A 17,930-nucleotide genomic window follows, 5' to 3' on the forward strand; every position below is an offset into this window, starting at 1 on the left:
GTTGCGACCGTCAGCCTAACCGGGCAGCTCGGTTGACGGCAGAGACCACGGCCCGAAGAGACGCAGTTGTGATCGAGGTGGCGATTCCGACACCCCAGACCGTGCGACCGCCGACCGAGGCTTCGACGTAGGCTGCGGCCGCTGCCTCCTCGCCGGCCGACATCGCGTGCTCGGAGTAGTCCAGCACGGACACGTCGATACCGACTGTGCCCAGCGCGTCGACGAACGCGGCCAGCGGACCGTTGCCCTCGCCGCGGATCTCGGTCTCCACGCCGTCGATCTTCACCGTGGCCTCGATCATGTCGACACCGCCGTCGACCTCCGAGCCGATCACCTTCTGCTTGATCCGCTCCAGCGGGCGGATCGGCGCCAGGTACTCGTCGGCGAACGCGTCCCACATCTCCTTGGGCGAGACCTCGCCGCCTTCGCCGTCGGTGATCTTCTGGATCACTTGGCTGAACTCGATCTGCAGGCGCCGGGGCAGCACCAGGCCGTGGTCGGCCTTCATGATGTAGGCCACCCCGCCCTTGCCGGACTGCGAGTTCACCCGGATGACGGCCTCGTAGGTGCGGCCGACGTCCTTGGGGTCGATCGGTAGATACGGCACCTGCCACAGGATGTCGTCGACATCGGAGTCGGCCTCGTCGGCGGCGACCTTCATGGCATCGAGGCCCTTGTTGATGGCGTCCTGGTGGCTTCCGGAGAACGCGGTGTAGACCAGATCGCCGCCGTACGGGTGACGCTCGTGCACGGGCAGCTGGTTGCAGTACTCCACGGTACGACGAATCTCGTCGATGTTGGAGAAGTCGATCTGCGGGTCCGTGCCGCGGGAGAACAGGTTCAACCCCAGCGTCACCAGGCAGACGTTGCCGGTGCGCTCACCGTTGCCGAACAGGCAGCCTTCGATCCGGTCGGCACCGGCCTGGTAGCCCAATTCTGCTGCGGCGACGGCAGTTCCGCGGTCGTTGTGCGGATGCAGGCTCAGGATGATCGAGTCGCGGCGCGCCAGGTTGCGGCTCATCCACTCGATCGAGTCGGCGTAGACATTCGGGGTGGCCATCTCCACGGTGGCCGGCAGGTTGACGATCAGGGGCCAGTCCGAGGTGGGTTGGATGATCTCGGAGACCGCGTCGCACACCTCCCGCGCGTACTCCAACTCCGTGCCGGTGTAGGACTCCGGCGAGTACTCGTAGCGCCAGCGGGTGCCGGGGTGCTTGACCGCCTCCTCCAGGCACTTGCGGGCGCCGTCGGTGGCGATCTTCTTGATCTCGTCGCGTTCGGCGCGGAACACCACGCGGCGCTGCAGGATCGAGGTCGAGTTGTAGAAGTGCACGATGACGTTCGGGGCACCGTCGCAGGCTTCGAAGGTTCGCTCGATCAGTTCGGGACGGCACTGCGTCAGCACCTGGATGGTGACGTCGTCGGGAATCGCGCCCTGCTCGATGATCTCGCGGACGAAGTCGTAGTCGGTCTGGCTGGCCGACGGGAAGCCGACCTCGATCTCCTTGTAGCCCATCTTGACCAGCAGTTCGAACATGCGGCGTTTGCGGGCCGGGCTCATCGGGTCGATCAGCGCCTGGTTGCCGTCGCGCAGGTCGACCGCACACCACAGCGGCGCGTGGTCGATGACCTTGTCCGGCCAGGTGCGGTCCGGCAGGTTGACGGTCTCGACTTCCTGTGCAAAGGGCCGGTAGCGGAAGACGGGCATCGACGTGTTGCGCTGGGTGTTGTACGCCGACTGGCCGTCCTGGCGCGGTCCGGCGGGAGTCTTGATGGTTCGGGCGGATACGTAGGCATCCAGCGAGTCGAACGAGGGTGAATGGGTGGTCACGATTGGCTCCGGGTGTCTTGGATTGGAATTCAGACCGGCGCATCGCGAACACCCGCGACAGGAAGCCAGTCTGGATCAGACCCCGTCGCGGCGCCCGAGGAGGAGCACCCGCTGCACAGGTCGTACTGTACTCCGGATGCGTCACCAGGCCAAAGTCCGGGCCTGTCTGTTGGCGGTCCTGCTGCTCGTCAGCGCGCGCGGCCTTGCCGTGCGGAGTCGCTACGCTGAACCATCATGCGACGACGGCCCCGTTGGATCCTCACCATCAGCGTGGCGGTGGTGGCGGTAGGTATCGCCGTCTGGGCGACGTTCTTCGACAAGCCGCCGGAGAAATGCAAGCCGGTGACCGACCTGCTGGCCTTCAACCGTTCGCAGTCGGAACTGATCAGCTCCAAGGGCGGCGACGGGGCGCCGAATGAAGCGGAGCAAACCGCATACCAGCAGTGGGCCGACGGTCTGGCCGAGCGGGCCCAGAAGGTGACCGACCCGGGCCTCGCGGCGCAGTCGACGCAGCTGGCTCAGCTGGCCAACGAGTTCGTCGCCGGATTGCCGCGGATGCGCGCCGAGACCCAGTCTCGCGCCCCTGGTGCGCCTGCGCCGGCCGTGGTCTACCAGATGTCGGCGCTCAACGACCAGATCAGTGAGCAGATCTCGCAGCTGTCAAAGGCCTGTTCCTGACCAGTTGAGCACGATCTGCTCCAGCGGTGCTCGTTCGCGGGGGCGGGAGTCGCGTTCGATGATCTCCGGCGGCATGTGGCGGTAGTCACCCAGCGAGCCGACCGCGACCACCGCCAGCGGCCGTACCCCGGCCGGCAGGCCGAAGGCGACGCGGGCCCCGTCGACGTCGAACCCGGCCATCGGATGCGTGATCAGGCCGCGGGACACCGCCTCGATCGCCAGGTTGGCCATCGCCGCACCGGCGTCGACTCCGGAGTACAGCGCCGTGTGCTCGTCCTCGCCCTCGTCGGCACACACCACGATCAGCGCACCGGCCGCCATGGCGTAGCTGTTCCCACGCCTGAGCAGGCCAGATACCACTGAAAACGTGTCGTCTCCCCGGAGCCCGACCACGAATCGCACCGGCTGACGATGCCCCCACGTGGCGGCCCAGCGGCCGGCTTCCAAGAGTGCGACGAGCTCTTCGGCGGTCAGGACGGCGCCGGGGTCGAAGGCCCGCGGACTCCACCTGGCCGCGATCGGCGGATGCAGCGGCACCCGGGTTTCGGCGGAACGGTCCGCAGGTTGGTCGGGCATGGCTCGGACGTTACCGCCTATCTCGGCGAGAAAAGCGGGTGCGTGGACCCCTTATCCTTATGGGCAACCCCACGCTTGCAGAAAGGGCAGACAGTGGCGCTCGTCGTGCAGAAGTACGGCGGATCCTCGGTGGCTGACGCCGAGCGGATCCGGCGGGTCGCCGAGCGCATCGTCGAGACCAAAAAGCAGGGCAACGACGTGGTGGTGGTGGTCTCCGCGATGGGCGACACCACCGACGAACTGCTCGATCTGGCCGGCCAGGTGTGTCCCGCGCCGCCGCCGCGCGAGCTGGACATGTTGCTGACCGCTGGTGAGCGGATCTCCAACGCGCTGGTCGCGATGGCCATCGAGTCGCTGGGCGCACACGCCCGCTCGTTCACCGGCTCGCAGGCCGGCGTGATCACCACCGGCGCCCACGGCAACGCCAAGATCATCGACGTCACGCCGGGCCGGCTGCGCACCGCGCTCGACGAGGGTCAGATCGTGCTGGTCGCCGGCTTCCAGGGCGTCAGTCAGGACAGCAAGGACGTGACCACGCTGGGCCGCGGCGGCTCGGACACCACCGCTGTGGCGTTGGCCGCGGCCTTGAATGCCGACGTCTGCGAGATCTACACCGACGTCGACGGTGTCTTCACCGCCGACCCGCGGATCGTGCCCAACGCGCACCGGCTGGACACCGTCAGCTTCGAGGAGATGCTCGAGATGGCGGCGGCCGGCGCCAAGGTACTCATGCTGCGCTGCGTGGAATACGCCCGCCGCTACAACGTTCCGATTCATGTCCGGTCGTCGTACTCCGACAAGCCCGGCACGATCGTCACCGGATCAATCGAGGACATCCCCATGGAAGACGCCATCCTGACCGGAGTTGCACACGACCGCAGCGAGGCGAAGGTCACCGTCGTCGGGCTGCCCGACGTACCGGGCTACGCCGCCAAGGTGTTTCGCGCCGTCGCCGACGCCGACGTGAACATCGACATGGTGCTGCAGAATATTTCGAAGGTGGAGGACGGCAAGACTGACATCACCTTCACCTGCTCGCGCGACGTCGGCCCGACCGCGGTGGAGAAGCTCGCCTCGCTGCAGGACGAGATCGGTTTCACCAAGGTGCTCTACGACGACCACATCGGCAAGGTGTCACTGGTCGGCGCCGGGATGCGCAGCCACCCCGGCGTCACCGCCACGTTCTGCGAGGCGCTGGCGCGAGTCGGCGTCAACATCGAGCTGATCTCGACCTCGGAGATCCGGATCTCGGTTCTGGTCAAGGACTCTGAGCTCGACAAGGCTGTCTCCGCCCTGCACGAGGCGTTCGGCCTCGACGGTGAGGAAGAGGCCGTCGTCTACGCGGGAACGGGGCGCTAGCCATGGTCAACATCGGTGTGGTCGGCGCCACCGGCCAGGTCGGCCAGGTGATGCGCGCGTTGCTCGAGGAGCGCGACTTCCCGGTGACCGGCGTGAGGTTCTTCGCCTCGGCGCGCTCACAAGGCCGCAAGCTGTCGTTCCGCGGTCAGGAGATCGAGGTCGAGGACGCCACGACCGCCGACCCCAGCGGTCTGGACATCGCGCTGTTCTCGGCCGGCGCCACCATGTCGCGGGTACAGGCGCCGCGGTTCGCCGAGGCCGGAGTGGTCGTGATCGACAACTCGTCGGCCTGGCGCAACGATGCCGACGTTCCACTGGTCGTCTCGGAGGTCAACTTCTCCCGTGACGTGCTCGGCAAGCGGCTACCCAGGGGCATCATCGCCAACCCCAACTGCACGACGATGGCGGCTATGCCGGTGCTCAAGCCGCTGCACGACGAAGCGCAACTGGTGCGGATGATCGCCTCTACGTACCAAGCGGTTTCGGGCAGCGGGTTGGCCGGGGTGGCGGAACTGGCCACTCAGGCGCGCGCGGTGATCTCTCGCGTCGAGGATCTGGTGCACGACGGATCCGCGCTCGAGTTCCCGGCGCCGAACAAGTACGTCGCACCGATCGCGTTCAACGTGGTGCCGCTGGCCGGCTCGCTGGTCGACGACGACTCTGGGGAGACCGACGAGGACCAGAAGTTGCGCAACGAGACCCGCAAGATCCTCGGTATCCCCGACCTCGCGGTCAGCGGAACCTGTGTGCGGGTGCCGGTCTTCACCGGTCACTCGCTGTCGATCAATGCCGAGTTCGCCCAACCCATTTCGCCGGAGCGTGCCAGTGAGCTGCTCGCCGGTGCAGCCGGCGTGAAGTTGGTCGACGTACCGACTCCGCTCGCCGCCGCCGGCGCCGACGAGTCGCTGGTGGGCCGGATACGCCGCGATCCCGGTGTCCCGGAGGGGCGTGGTCTGGCGTTGTTCATCTCGGGTGACAACCTTCGAAAAGGTGCTGCCCTCAACACCATTCAGATCGCCGAGCTGCTGGCCGCCGAGCTCTGATCCGCATTGCGCCGGAACCGACGTTTGGGCGTGAAAGTGCAGGTGGTTTGCGCCATTTCGTCGATCTCGGCCCTGGTGAGTGCGTCTCCGGTCGCCTCCGCTGACCCGCCGAGTCCGGCGCCGGACCCGATCCTCCCGCCGCTGGCGCTGGGACAGGTGGTCCGGATCGGCCCGACCGCCGGGACCGGCACGCCCACCCGCGACTACGGGATCGGCGCGACGGACCTCTGCGAGTTCATGCAGTTCCCGACCGAACTGCTACAGATCTGCGGTGACAGTTTCGCCGGCCAGGGCGTCGGCTTCGGCGGCTGGTTCTCGCCCGTTGCCCTGCGCGTCGCAGGCGACTCCGTGGACGACCCGGATGGTGTGCGCTACACCGGGGTCACCGGGGTGGACAAGCCACTGCTGGCCGACCCGACCCCGCAGGGCTCCTCGCAACTGCCGGCCGGTGTCGTCCAGATCAACCGGCAGAACTATCTGCTGGTGACCACCACCAAGAACCTGGTGCCGAAGTCGTCGCGGCTCGTGAAAGCCGAAGTGGGACAGGGTGGTTGGACGACCGTGCCCGGATCGCAACGTACGGCCGGCTATGCCGGTGGCCGGCAGAGCCAGATCAGTGGCTACTACGACCCCATTCCGACCGCGGACTCGCCGACCGGTTGGGTCTACATCGTCGCCAACAACTTCGACCGGTCCGGACCGGTGGTGCTCTACCGGGTTGCGCCACAGGCGTTCACTGACCGATCGCGGTGGCAGGGCTGGGCTTCCGGCCCCGGCGGCGGCTGGAACAAGACACCGACGCCACTGTGGCCGGACCGGGTGGGGGAGATGAGCATCCGCGAGATCGACGGCAAGGCCGTGCTGTCGTACTTCAATGCCAGCACGGGCAATATGGAGGTCCGGGTGGCCTACGACCCGACCGGCCTGGGAGCTGCTCCTGCGACGACGGTGGTGCAGGCCGGTTCGTGGCCCGAGCCGGCGGAAAGTCTTCCGGCCCCTGACGACAACCGGCTGGCCCAGCCCTACGGCGGGTACATCTCGCCGGGCTCGACCCTGGACGAGGTCCGCGTGTTCGTCAGCCAGTGGAACACCGCGCCCCGCGACCGGGCGCCGTATCGGGTGTTGCAGTTCGCGGTCAACCCGTTCAAGCCGTGGGATCTGGGCGCCTAGGCTCCGCGTCGCCAATCAAGAGGAACTCGGACGGTCTTTCACAGGCGTTTCAAAGGCGCCACCTACGCCGCGCTATGTGCGTCGCTCGCATGATCGATGTATGACCGATACACCAGAGCGGGTCGACGAGCCCGCGACCGGCCCCGTCGCCACTCTTCCCCCGCCTCCCGCCTACGTCGAACCGCCGCGCGCAGATCGCCCCAACCGGCTCTATCAGGCCGCTGCCTGGGTGGCGATCATGGCCGGAGTCATCTTCATCGTCGGTGCGGTGTTCTTCACCGGCTTCGCTCTCGGCCTGCACAGCGGACACGACGGCGGCTGGCGGCATCATCGCGGCGACAACGAGCAATTCGAGCGTCGCGGCGGTCCGCCGATGATGCCCTTCCCGATGATGCCGGGCGGCCCGGGTGCCCCTGGCATGGGTCCCGGTCCCGGCTTCACTCCGGGTGGACCGGGCGCCGGCGGGCCTGGCGCCACTGCCACCCCGACGCCGCGTCCCTGACCTACGAAGAACCCGGCGCTCCACTCTCGGGCGCTGGGGTCGTTGTCTGCGCGGGATCGTTTGGCGCACAACGGTATCGGTCATGGATCACAGGGTGTCACGGAGCCGGTGCTCTCGCGGGTCTTCGAGTACTGGCGCAACATCGGCCCCGACCTCGGCAAGGCGATCGAGGAAGGAGTGCGCGCCAACTCCGACCAGTAGCGGGGGCATCGACGCCTTGCCGTCCGTCCGCCGGCTGGCATGATCGACCCATGGGCATCGAGGTCATCTACACCGCAGAGTCGACGGCCAGCGGCGGAGGGCGCGACGGCCACGTCAAATCCTCCGACGACCGCATCGATCTGGACACCCGGCCGCCGAAGGAGGCCGGGTGCAGCGCGTCGGGCATCACCGCTGAGGTGGCGCTGGGCGCGGACGCCGACGGCGGCTACGGAATCAGCGCCCGCCTCATCGGCTACCTGCCCGGGTTGACACACAGCCAGGCCCAGGACCTGATGCACAAGGCCCACCAGGTCTGCCCGTACTCCAAGGCCACGAGGGGCAACATCGACGTGACCCTGTCGGTCAAGGTCTGACATCGTGCGCACAACCGCCGCGGTACTGGCCGCGCTGGGTGTCGCCGTCGGGGTTGCGGCTCCGGCGGCGGCGCGCCCGTCGGATCCGGGGGTGGTGACCTACGCGGTGCTGGGCAAGGGGTCCGTCGGCAACATCGTCGGCGCCCCGATGACCTGGGAGTCGGTCTTCACCCAACCGTTCCAGGCCTACTGGGTCGAACTCGCGGTCTGCAACAACTGGGCCGACATCGGGCTGCCGGAGGTCTACAACGACCCGGACCTGGCGTCGTTCAACGGTGCGACGACCCAGACATCGGCCACCGATCAGGGCCACCTGGTCAAACAAGCCATCGGGGTGTTCGCCACCAACGACGCCGCGACCCGCGCGTTCCTCCGGGTTGTCGATCGCACGGTGGGGTGTTCCGGCCAGACAACCGCGATGCACCTCGAAGACGGCCGCACAGAGGTGTGGTCGTTCAGCGGCGCGCAGCCGGGTGCCACCGACGCAGTGTGGGTCAAACAGGAGGCCGACAGTGATCGGCGCTGTTTCACCCAGACCCGCCTGCGGGAGAACGTGCTGTTGCAGGCCAAGGTCTGTCAGTCCGGCAACGGCGGGCCCGCGGTGAACGTGCTTGCCGGGGCCATGCAGAACACGCTTGGTCAGCAGCAGTAACGCTTCGACGGTTTGGGTACACGTCAGTGACGTGTCACGCCGGGATCGGGGAGTTTTGTCGGTGCGGTCTGGAAGATGGAACCCATGACGTTCGCCGTCACCTCCCGACCGGGCCGATCGCACTGCGGGCCGGGTGCTGACGAGCGGGTGTTGACCAGCTCCTCAGCGGCCGCTCTGCAAATCGCCGGCGCCTCGCTCCGCGAGGGCGAGCTGGGCCGGGTCGGACTGGAACTCGAAGCTCACTGTTATGACCTCGCCGATCCGCACCGCCGACCGTCCTGGGCCGAGGTGACCGGGGTGACCGACGGGGTGGGCGCACTGCCGGGTGGCAGTGCGATCACCATCGAACCGGGCGGCGCGGTCGAACTGTCCGGTCCGCCGTTGGCCGGGCCGGTGGCCGCGATCAGCGCGATGGCCGCCGACCGCGAGGCGCTGCGCTCGGTCTTCGCCGACGCCGGTCTTGGCCTGGTGCTCCTCGGTGCGGATCCGCTGCGCCGGGCTCACCGGATCAACCCCGGCCCGCGCTATGAGGCCATGGAGCAGTTCTTCATCGCCAGCCGCACCGCGGGAGCCGGGTCGGCGATGATGACGTCGACGGCCTCGGTCCAGATCAACGTGGAAGCCGGGCCGCGCGACGGCTGGGCCGACCGGGTCCGCCTCGCGCACGCGCTCGGTCCGACCATGATCGCGCTGACGGCCAACTCGCCGCTGCTGGCCGGCAGGTTCACCGGCTGGCAGTCCACCCGGCAGCGGGTGTGGGGGCAGCTGGACTCCGCGCGCTGTGGCCCCGTCCTCGGCGCCAGCGGGGACGACCCGTGCATCGACTGGGCACGCTATGCGCTGAAAGCCCCCGTGATGCTCGTCCACACACCTGACGCGGTGCCGCTGACCACCCACGTGCCGTTCGCCGACTGGGCCGACGGGCTGGTGCTGCTCGGCGATCGCCGGCCCACCACCGACGATCTCGACTACCACCTGACGACGCTGTTCCCGCCCGTGCGACCCCGACGGTGGCTGGAGATCCGCTACCTCGACAGCGTTCCCGACGTGTTGTGGCCGGCGGTCGTGTTCATGCTCGTTACGTTGCTCGACGACCCGGCCGCCGCCGGTATCGCCGCCGAGGCCGTCGAGCCGGTCGCGAACGCGTGGGACCTCGCCGCCCGCGTCGGCCTGGCCGACAAGCGGCTGTACGCCGCGGCCACCCGGTGCGTGGCGGCGGTCGCCGATCGGGCGCCGGCGGAATTATCCGACTCGATGCGGCGGTTGGTGCAGAACGTGGAAGATGGCCGCAGTCCTGCCGACGACTTCGCCGATCGTGTCATCCGGCACGGCATCGGAAACGCAGTGCTGCAACTCGCGCGGGACACCGCGTGATCGCCCGGGACGCTTTGGCCCGCGACCTCGAACGCGCCCGCCGCCGGACGTTGACCCTCACCGACTTCGACGACGCCGAGCTGCGCCGCCAGTACAACCCACTGATGAGCCCGCTGGTGTGGGACCTCGCCCACATCGGTCAGCAAGAAGAGCTGTGGTTGCTGCGCGACGGCAACCCGGCGCGCCCAGGCATGCTGTCGGCCGAGGTCGACGGCCTCTACGACGCGTTCGTCCACTCCCGGGCCAGCAGGGTCGACCTGCCGTTGCTGTCCCCGGCGCAGTCGCGGTCCTACTGCAGCACCGTGCGCGCCGCTGCGCTCGACGCTCTTGACACCCTGCCCGAGGACGACGACGACATCGCCTTCCGGTTCGGGCTGGTGATCAGCCACGAGAACCAGCACGACGAAACCATGCTGCAGGCACTCAATCTGCGCACCGGCGCCCCGATCCTGACCCCGCGGATCACCGTTCGGCGCGGCCGCCCCGGTCTGGCCGGTACGTCAGTTCTGATTCCCGGCGGTGAATTCCTACTCGGGGTCGACGCCGAGACTGAGCCGCTGTCGCTGGACAACGAGCGCCCCGCCCACGTCGTCGACGTGCCGGCGTTCCGGATCGGGCGGGTGCCGGTGACCAACGACGAGTGGCGGCAGTTCATCGACGACGGCGGCTACACACAGCAGCGCTGGTGGTCGGCGCGTGGGTGGCAACACCGGCTCGAGGCCGGGCTGAGCGCCCCGCAGTTCTGGAATCCCGACGGAAGCCGCACCCGCTTCGGCCACGTTGAAGACATCCCCGCCGACGAACCCGTCCAGCACATCACGTTTTTCGAAGCCGAGGCCTACGCGGCATGGGCCGGCGCACGGCTGCCCACCGAGATCGAATGGGAGAAGGCCTGCGGCTGGGATGCGGCGGCCGGTACCCGCCGCCGCTACCCGTGGGGCTTCGACGAGCCCACCGCCCGGCACGCCAACCTCGGCGGTGACGCGCTGCGGCCCGCCCCAGTCGGGGCGTACCCAGACGGGGCGTCGGCATACGGGGTCGAGCAGATGCTCGGCGACGTCTGGGAATGGACCACCTCGCCGCTGCTGCCGTGGCCGGGGTTCACTCCGATGATCTACCAACGCTATTCGGAGCCGTTCTTCGACGGCGATTACAAAGTCCTGCGGGGCGGGTCGTGGGCGGTCGCCGCCGACATCCTGCGACCGAGCTTCCGCAACTGGGACCACCCGATCCGGCGGCAGATCTTCGCCGGCGTGCGACTGGCCTGGGACGCCTGATGTGCCGACATCTTGGATGGCTGGGCCGCCCGGTCTCGATCGCCTCCCTCGTTCTGGACCCGCCGTGCGGACTGCGCCTGCAGTCCTACGCTCCACGCCGTCAGAAGCACGGACTGCTCAACGCCGACGGTTGGGGTGTGGGCTTTTTCGACGACACGCAGGTGCGACGGTGGCGCAGCGCCGCACCGTTGTGGGGGGACGTGTCCTTCGCCTCGGTGTCACCGGCACTGCGCAGCGGATGCGTGGTGGCCGCGGTGCGCTCGGCCACCGTCGGCATGCCGATCGAGAGCAGTGCCTCGGCGCCGTTCACCGACGGCCGGTGGCTGCTGTCGCACAACGGCATCGTCGACCGCGCCGTGCTGCCGGCGAGCCCGGCGGCCGAGTCAAGCGTCGACAGCGCGCTGCTGGCGGCGCTGATCTTCGAACGCGGCCTGGACAACCTGGGTGACACCGTCACCGAGGTCGGTTCCGCCGACCCCGATGCGCGATTGAACATCCTGGCCGCCAACGGTTCCCGGCTGCTGGCCACCACCTGGGGGGACACCTTGTCGATGCTGCGACGCACGGATGGCGTCGTACTGGCCAGCGAGCCGTACGACGATCACCCGGACTGGCAGGACGTTCCCGACCGTCACCTGGTCGAGGTGGTCGACGGCCAAGTGACGCTGACCCCGCTGAAAGGATCGTCGTGAGCTTCACGCTGTCCAACTACCTGGCCGCCGACTCTGCCACCCGCGCGCTGCGCGAGGACGTCCGCACGGGCCTCGGCCAGACACCGAAGTCGTTGCCGCCCAAATGGTTCTACGACACCGTCGGCAGCGACCTGTTCGACCAGATCACCCGACTGCCCGAGTACTACCCGACGCGTGCCGAGGCGCAGATCCTGCGCGCCCGGTCGGCCACCATCGCTGCCGAAACCGATGCGGACACTCTCGTCGAACTGGGCAGCGGCACCTCGGAGAAAACCCGGATGCTGCTGTCGGCGCTGCGCGACAACGCGACACTGCGGCGCTTCGTTCCGTTCGACGTCGACGCTGGCGCGCTGCAGTCGGCCGGCGAGTCGCTACAGCGGGAGTACCCGGGCCTCGAGATCGAGGCGGTGTGTGGCGATTTCGAGGAGCACCTGGCCAAGATCCCCGACGGCGGCCGCCGGCTGTTCGTCTTCCTGGGATCGACCATCGGCAACCTCACCGCTGGGCCGCGTGCCGAGTTCCTGGCCGCCCTCGCCGATGTACTGGAGCCCGGAGATGCGCTGCTTCTGGGCACCGATCTGGTCAAGGACGCCGGCCGGCTGGTCCGCGCCTACGACGACAGCGCGGGCGTGACGGCGCGGTTCAACCGCAATGTGCTGGCAGTGGTCAACCGTGAACTCGACGCCGACTTCGACCCCGACGCCTTCACCCACGTCGCCCGCTGGAACGCAGCCGAGGAACGCATCGAGATGTGGCTTCGCGCCACATCCGAGCAGCGGGTATACATCGGTGCGCTCGGCTCGGCGGTCGACTTCGGCGCCGGCGAGCAGATGCTGACCGAGGTCTCGTGCAAGTTCCGGCCGGAAGCGGTGGCCGCCGAACTCACCGGCGCAGGGCTGCGGCGGACCCACTGGTGGACTGATGACGCCGGCGAGTTCGGGCTGTCTCTGGCCGTCAAATGAGCACACTGGCCCAGCGCTGGCGCGACGCCCGCCTTCCCGTCGCGGGTGTGCACCTCGACAGTGCGGCATGCTCGCGGCAGACCTTGGCCGCGATCGAGGCCGCGGCCGCGCACGCCCGCCACGAATCGGAGGTGGGCGGATACGTCGCGGCCGAAGCAGCCTCCCCGGCATTGCAGGCCGGACGCGCCGGCGTGGCCGCACTGACCGGAATGTCGCCGGGCGACGTGGTTTTCACCACCGGATCGGGCAACGCTCTCGACCTGCTGCTCGGCGTGTGGCCGCTGGCTCGCACGGTGGCCTGTCTGCCCGGCGAGTACGGGCCCAACCTGGCGCAGTTCGCGGCCAGGGGGTTCACCCGCACCCCGCTGCCCGTGGACGCATTGGGGCGGGTGGACCCCGCGGCCGCCGAAGTCGCGCTGCGCAACGCCCGGCCGGCGATGGTGCATCTGACGGCCCTGGGCAGCCACCGCGGTGTGGTGCAACCCGTTTCGGCCATGGTCGCGATCTGCCGCGACATCGGGGTGCCGTTGATCGTCGACGCGGCGCAGGCGCTCGGCCACATCGACTGTGTGGGCGACGCTGACGCCGTCTACTCGTCCTCGCGCAAATGGCTGGCCGGCCCGCGCGGGGTCGGTGTCCTCGCGGTGCGTCCGGCCCTGGCGGACCTCCTGCACTGCCCGGCATGGGCCGCCTCGCTGTCGGCGTTGCAGTGCCTCGAAATCGGCGAGGCGAACATCGCTGCGCGGGTGGGTTTTTCGGTGGCGGTAGGGGAGCACCTGGCCGCCGGACCGGAACTGATCCGCGAGCGTCTGGCCGAACTCGGCCGCGCCGCCCGCACCATACTCACCGGGGTTCGCGGGTGGCGGGTGATCGAACCGGAGGACGAACGCAGCGCCATCACCACGTTGGAGCCCACCGACGGTGCCGACCCGGCAACCGTTCGCGCGCGCCTCATCGCCGAGCACCGCATCGTCACCACCGCGGCCGGGATCGAACGGGCCCCGCTGGAAATGCGCGCGCCGGTGCTGCGGGTGGCGCCGCACGTCGACAGCACCGGCGAGGATCTGGAATCGTTCGCCGCGGCGCTCGCCGTCGTGACCGCCGCATAGCGCACCCGCTGCAGGCGGTGCTCAGCTCGCCTTGTGCGCGCGCAGCAGGAAGGCAGGCATCTTCAGCCTGCCCTTGTCATCGACGTCGAACGGCATCGGGCCGTCGGGCATGTCGGGAAACTGCGGCTTGTGTGAATGGATTGTCGCAGGGCGGATCTCGTCGATCTCGAAGTACTTCGACACCGCCTCGCGCAGCTCGTCCTCGTCGACCTCGTGTGGCTTGGTCTCGAGATGCGGTGGGAAGGCACCCTTTGCGAACGCCAGCACGAAGTATTGCGCGCCGGGCGCGGCGGCCCGGTGGATCGAGCGCAGGTAGCCGTCACGACCCTCGATGGGCAGCGAGTGAAACAGTGTGCTGTCGATGATCGTCGAGAAGCGGTCGTCGTAGCCGGTGAAGGCCGTGATGTCGTCGCAGACGAACGTCGCATTGCTCAGCCCGCGCTCCTCGGCGGCCTTGGTGGCCGCGGCGACAGCTGACGGTGCGACGTCGATACCGACGACGGTGTAGCCCTGCGCGGCTAACGCCAACGACAATTCGGCGTGGCCGCAGCCGGCGTCGAGAACGTCACCGCTGACCTTGCCGTCCGCGATCAGGGCCGCCAGTTCGGGCTGCGGCTCGCCGATGTTCCACGGCGGCGGGCCGGGAAAGGCCCCCTCCTGCTTGTACGCGCCTTCCCAGTCCATCACCTCAGAGGTCATGCATCACAACCTACTACCGTCACCTTCATCGGCAACGCGACGACCCTGATCCGGTGCGCTGGCCTGACCGTGCTCACCGACCCCAACTTCCTGCACCGGGGACGGCGTGCCTACCTGAGCTCGGACGGGGCCAGACCGTCACGGTGTGAGCTGCTCCCAGGTGTGCACCGGGGAGTTGCTGTGCATCAGGTCGCAGTACCGGCGCAGCATCTCGGCCAGCGCCTGCGGGCGGGCCATCCCCTGCTCCTGCAAGGCCTGCACCGTGGCGACCTGCCAGGCCGCACCGTTGCGCCCGGTCTTGGCGCGGCCCTCGATCACCCCGAGATAGCGGTCGCGCACCTCGGCGGCCACCTCCCAGCGTCGCAGTCCCTCGTCGGCCAGCGGCAGCAGGGTGCGCAGCACCAGCTCGTCTGCGGTCATCTCGCCCAGGCCGGGCCAGTACAGGCGGGCGTCCATGCCGTGACGCGCCGCTTCGATGAAATTGTCGTGCGCCGCGGCGAAACTCATCTTCGTCCAGAGCGGACGGTCCTCCTCGGACAGCATCCGCAGTGCCCCGTAGTAGAACGCCGAGTTGGCCATCATGTCGATGACCGTCGGCCCGGCGGGAAGCACCCGGTTCTCCACCCGCAGGTGCGGGCGGCCAGCCAGACCTTCGCCGACGACGTCGTAGACCGGCCGGTTCCACCGGTACACCGTGCCGTTGTGCAGCCGCAGTTCGGGCAGATGCGGGGTGCGCCCGGCGGCCAGCTCGGCGACGGGGTCCTCGTCGGACAGTTCCGGCAGCAGCGACGGGAAGTAGCGGACGTTCTCCTCGAACAGGTCGAAGATCGAGGTGATCCAGCGCTCGCCGAACCACACCCGTGGCCGCACCCCCTGCGCCTTGAGCTCGTCGGGCCGGGTGTCGGTGGCCTGCGCGAAGAGTTCGATGCGCGTTTCCGCCCACAGCTGGTGGCCGAAGAAGTAGGGCGAATTGGCGCCCAGCGCCAGTTGCGGTCCGGCCAGCACCTGCGCGGCGTTCCAGTTGCTGGCGAAGTCGGCGGGCGACACCTGGAGGTGCAATTGCATACTGGTGCAAGCTGATTCGGGCGCAATGGATTCTGCGTGCAGGCTGAGGCGCTCCGGTCCGGCGATGTCGATGAGGATGTCCTCGCCGCGGGCGGTGAAGATCGAGTCGTTGAGCGCCTGATAGCGCAGCGACGGGCTCATCCAGTGGCCGGTCAGGTGCTGGGGCATCAGCGTCGGCAGGATGCCGATCATCACAATGTGCGCGCCGTCGGTGCTGGCCTTGGTCTCCGCGGCGTTGAGGCTGACGCGGATCTCGGATTCCAGTTCCAGCGCGGTGTGGCCCGGTAGCCGTCGCGGCGGAACATTGAATTCGATGTTGTAGGCGCCCAATTCGGTCTGGTAGGCCGGATCGGCGATGGCAGCCAGCACCTCCTGGTTGGACATCGCCGGCTGGTAGTCGGAGTTGACCAGATTGCACTCGATCTCCATGCCGGTCAGCGGGCGGTCGAATTCGAAACTGGACTGCGCCAGCATGGTTTCGAACACGTCGAGGCACAGCTGAACCTTGCGGCGGTATTCCTGCCGGTGCGCACGGTTGTAGCTGGCGTGCTTGACCTCTTCGCCCACGGGGCCATGCAACCGTCTCGATGACCAGCGCGCAAGCAAATCGCGGAGATCGCCGCTTGCGGCGCGCCACCACCGTCTGGTGAGCCGCAGCAAGGAACTGTCCGAGCACCGACTCGAGAATCTTGCGCGACGGTCCACCGTGACCGGCGCCCAGCTCCAGGACCGTCGGGTCGGCGAGGTCGGCGACCTCGCGTAGGCCATCATGGACGGTGCACCACCACGTTTCTAGGAGCACCGTTGGCCGACTTCGTCGCATCGATTGACCAGGGCACCACCAGCACGCGCTGCATGATCTTCGACCACAACGGTGTCGAGGTCGGGCGCCACCAGCTCGAGCATGAGCAGATCCTGCCCAAGGCCGGCTGGGTGGAGCACAACCCGGTGGAGATCTGGGAACGCACCCAGACCGTCGTTCAGTCGGCGCTGAACACCACCAAGCTGTCCGCAGAGGACCTCGCCGCGCTGGGCATCACCAACCAGCGTGAGACCACGCTGGTGTGGAACCGCAAGACCGGCCGGCCGTACTGCAACGCCATCGTCTGGCAGGACACCCGCACCGACCGCATCGCCGCCGCGCTGGACAAGGACGGCCGAGGCGAGGTGATCCGGCACAAGGCCGGCCTGCCCCCGGCGACGTACTTCTCCGGCGGCAAGCTGCAGTGGATCCTGGACAACGTCGAAGGGGTCCGCGCCGACGCCGAACGCGGTGAGGCGCTGTTCGGTACGGCCGACACCTGGGTGCTGTGGAACCTCACCGGAGGTGCGCTGGGCGGGGTGCACGTCACCGACGTCACCAACGCCAGCCGGACCATGCTGATGAACCTCGAGACGCTGGACTGGGATGAGGAACTGTTGTCGTTCTTCGGGATTCCGCGCGCGATGCTGCCCGAGATCCGCCCGTCGTCCTCACCGGACCCCTATGCGATGACGCATCCGGACGGGCCGGCCGGCGGTCAGGTGCCGGTGACGGCCAGCCTCGGTGACCAGCAGGCCGCGATGGTGGGGCAGGTCTGCCTGGCCCCGGGGGAGGCCAAGAACACCTACGGCACCGGCAACTTCCTGCTGCTCAACACCGGCGAGAAGATCGTCCGCAGTGACAACGGACTGCTGACCACCGTGTGCTATCAGTTCGGGGACGCGAAACCTGTTTACGCCCTTGAGGGTTCGATCGCGGTGACGGGTTCGGCGGTGCAGTGGCTGCGCGACCAGTTGGGCATCATCAGCAGCGCCTCGCAGAGCGAGACGCTGGCGGCCCGGGTCGAGGACAACGGCGGCGTGTATTTCGTGCCGGCGTTCTCCGGGTTGTTCGCGCCCTACTGGCGCTCGGATGCCCGCGGTGCGATCGTCGGGCTGTCCCGGTTCAACTCCAGCGCGCACGTCGCGCGCGCGACGCTGGAGGCCATCTGCTACCAGAGCCGTGATGTGGTCGACGCGATGGAGGCCGACTCCGGCGTGCACCTGGAGGTGCTGAAGGTCGACGGCGGGGTGACGCTCAACGAGTTGTGCATGCAGATCCAGGCCGACGTGCTGGGTGTGGACGTGGTGCGCCCGGTGGTGGCCGAGACGACGGCGCTCGGCGCGGCGTACGCGGCAGGACTGGCGACCGGCTTCTGGGCGGATCCCGACGACCTGCGGGCCAATTGGCAGGAGGACCGCCGGTGGTCGCCGTCGTGGAGTGAGGAACAGCGCGCCGCCGGCTACGGCGGGTGGCGCAAAGCCGTGCAGCGCACGCTGGACTGGGTCGAGGTCTGAGGATTTCGGCGCGGTTTCCAACGCGGCGCGAAGGAAACCGCGCCGAA

At 68.4% G+C, this 17,930-nt stretch carries 17 protein-coding genes and 1 pseudogene; 14 read left to right on the forward strand and 4 right to left on the reverse strand.

Features of this window, described 5'->3' with window-relative positions:
* Positions 1–10 precede the first annotated feature (10 nt).
* On the reverse strand, positions 11–1,831 hold the full coding sequence (leuA, locus tag K9U37_RS05170; RefSeq protein ID WP_243070796.1) for a 2-isopropylmalate synthase: 1,821 nt from the start codon (positions 1,829–1,831) through the stop codon (positions 11–13).
* A 234-nt stretch (positions 1,832–2,065) separates the two neighbouring features.
* Between leuA and K9U37_RS05175 the strand changes: the two genes are divergently transcribed.
* On the forward strand, positions 2,066–2,509 hold the full coding sequence (locus tag K9U37_RS05175; protein ID WP_243070797.1) for a hypothetical protein: 444 nt from the start codon (positions 2,066–2,068) through the stop codon (positions 2,507–2,509).
* Here K9U37_RS05175 and K9U37_RS05180 read toward each other — a convergent pair.
* On the reverse strand, positions 2,492–3,085 hold the full coding sequence (locus K9U37_RS05180; protein ID WP_243070798.1) for a nitroreductase family protein: 594 nt from the start codon (positions 3,083–3,085) through the stop codon (positions 2,492–2,494). The genes K9U37_RS05175 and K9U37_RS05180 overlap by 18 nt on opposite strands.
* A gap of 93 nt (positions 3,086–3,178) precedes the next feature.
* Here K9U37_RS05180 and K9U37_RS05185 point away from each other — a divergent pair, with 93 nt between their 5' ends.
* The 12 genes and pseudogenes from K9U37_RS05185 to egtE all read left to right on the forward strand — a co-directional run bounded on the left by K9U37_RS05185 (position 3,179) and on the right by egtE (position 13,800).
* Positions 3,179–4,444, forward strand: coding sequence for an aspartate kinase (locus K9U37_RS05185; RefSeq protein ID WP_243070799.1), 1,266 nt, complete (start codon positions 3,179–3,181; stop codon positions 4,442–4,444).
* A 2-nt stretch (positions 4,445–4,446) separates the two neighbouring features.
* Positions 4,447–5,487, forward strand: coding sequence for an aspartate-semialdehyde dehydrogenase (locus tag K9U37_RS05190; protein ID WP_243070800.1), 1,041 nt, complete (start codon positions 4,447–4,449; stop codon positions 5,485–5,487).
* A 72-nt stretch (positions 5,488–5,559) separates the two neighbouring features.
* Positions 5,560–6,657 (forward strand): DUF4185 domain-containing protein, encoded by a 1,098-nt coding sequence (locus K9U37_RS05195; RefSeq protein WP_252394255.1) that lies wholly within the window; start codon positions 5,560–5,562, stop codon positions 6,655–6,657.
* A gap of 100 nt (positions 6,658–6,757) precedes the next feature.
* Positions 6,758–7,159 carry a hypothetical protein gene (locus K9U37_RS05200; RefSeq protein ID WP_243070801.1) on the forward strand — a complete coding sequence of 134 codons (402 nt, stop codon included), beginning with the start codon at positions 6,758–6,760 and terminating at the stop codon, positions 7,157–7,159.
* A gap of 45 nt (positions 7,160–7,204) precedes the next feature.
* A pseudogene (locus K9U37_RS05205) lies at positions 7,205–7,360 on the forward strand (catalase-related domain-containing protein); the annotation flags it as partial.
* A gap of 50 nt (positions 7,361–7,410) precedes the next feature.
* Positions 7,411–7,734 carry an OsmC family protein gene (locus tag K9U37_RS05210; protein WP_243070802.1) on the forward strand — a complete coding sequence of 108 codons (324 nt, stop codon included), beginning with the start codon at positions 7,411–7,413 and terminating at the stop codon, positions 7,732–7,734.
* A gap of 4 nt (positions 7,735–7,738) precedes the next feature.
* Positions 7,739–8,386 carry a sensor domain-containing protein gene (locus K9U37_RS05215; protein WP_243070803.1) on the forward strand — a complete coding sequence of 216 codons (648 nt, stop codon included), beginning with the start codon at positions 7,739–7,741 and terminating at the stop codon, positions 8,384–8,386.
* Between the two features lie 84 nt (positions 8,387–8,470).
* Positions 8,471–9,760: an ergothioneine biosynthesis glutamate--cysteine ligase EgtA gene (egtA, locus tag K9U37_RS05220; protein WP_243070804.1), complete on the forward strand. Its 1,290-nt coding sequence runs from the start codon at positions 8,471–8,473 to the stop codon at positions 9,758–9,760.
* Entirely contained in the window at positions 9,757–11,037 is a 1,281-nt protein-coding gene (gene egtB / locus K9U37_RS05225) for an ergothioneine biosynthesis protein EgtB (protein WP_243070805.1), read from the forward strand. Before egtA ends, egtB begins: the two co-directional genes overlap by 4 nt.
* Positions 11,037–11,729 (forward strand): ergothioneine biosynthesis protein EgtC, encoded by a 693-nt coding sequence (egtC, locus tag K9U37_RS05230; RefSeq protein ID WP_243070806.1) that lies wholly within the window; start codon positions 11,037–11,039, stop codon positions 11,727–11,729. Before egtB ends, egtC begins: the two co-directional genes overlap by 1 nt.
* The gene (egtD, locus tag K9U37_RS05235; RefSeq protein ID WP_243070807.1) at positions 11,726–12,691 is read left to right on the forward strand and encodes an L-histidine N(alpha)-methyltransferase; all 966 of its coding nucleotides are present in this window, start codon (positions 11,726–11,728) and stop codon (positions 12,689–12,691) included. Before egtC ends, egtD begins: the two co-directional genes overlap by 4 nt.
* Positions 12,688–13,800, forward strand: coding sequence for an ergothioneine biosynthesis PLP-dependent enzyme EgtE (egtE, locus tag K9U37_RS05240; RefSeq protein ID WP_243070808.1), 1,113 nt, complete (start codon positions 12,688–12,690; stop codon positions 13,798–13,800). The genes egtD and egtE overlap by 4 nt, the downstream gene beginning before the upstream one ends.
* A gap of 21 nt (positions 13,801–13,821) precedes the next feature.
* On the opposite strand, the gene K9U37_RS05245 is transcribed toward egtE, so the two are convergent.
* On the reverse strand, positions 13,822–14,499 hold the full coding sequence (locus K9U37_RS05245) for a class I SAM-dependent methyltransferase (protein ID WP_243070809.1): 678 nt from the start codon (positions 14,497–14,499) through the stop codon (positions 13,822–13,824).
* A 138-nt stretch (positions 14,500–14,637) separates the two neighbouring features.
* Entirely contained in the window at positions 14,638–16,131 is a 1,494-nt protein-coding gene (locus K9U37_RS05250; protein ID WP_243070810.1) for a glutamate-cysteine ligase family protein, read from the reverse strand.
* A gap of 237 nt (positions 16,132–16,368) precedes the next feature.
* On the opposite strand from K9U37_RS05250, the gene glpK reads away from it, so the two are divergent.
* Positions 16,369–17,883, forward strand: a complete 1,515-nt coding sequence (glpK, locus tag K9U37_RS05260; RefSeq protein WP_243070811.1) for a glycerol kinase GlpK — start codon at positions 16,369–16,371, stop codon at positions 17,881–17,883.
* The last annotated feature ends 47 nt before the right edge of the window (positions 17,884–17,930 follow it).

The organism is Candidatus Mycolicibacterium alkanivorans (assembly GCF_022760805.1).
GTDB lineage: Bacteria > Actinomycetota > Actinomycetes > Mycobacteriales > Mycobacteriaceae > Mycobacterium > Mycobacterium alkanivorans.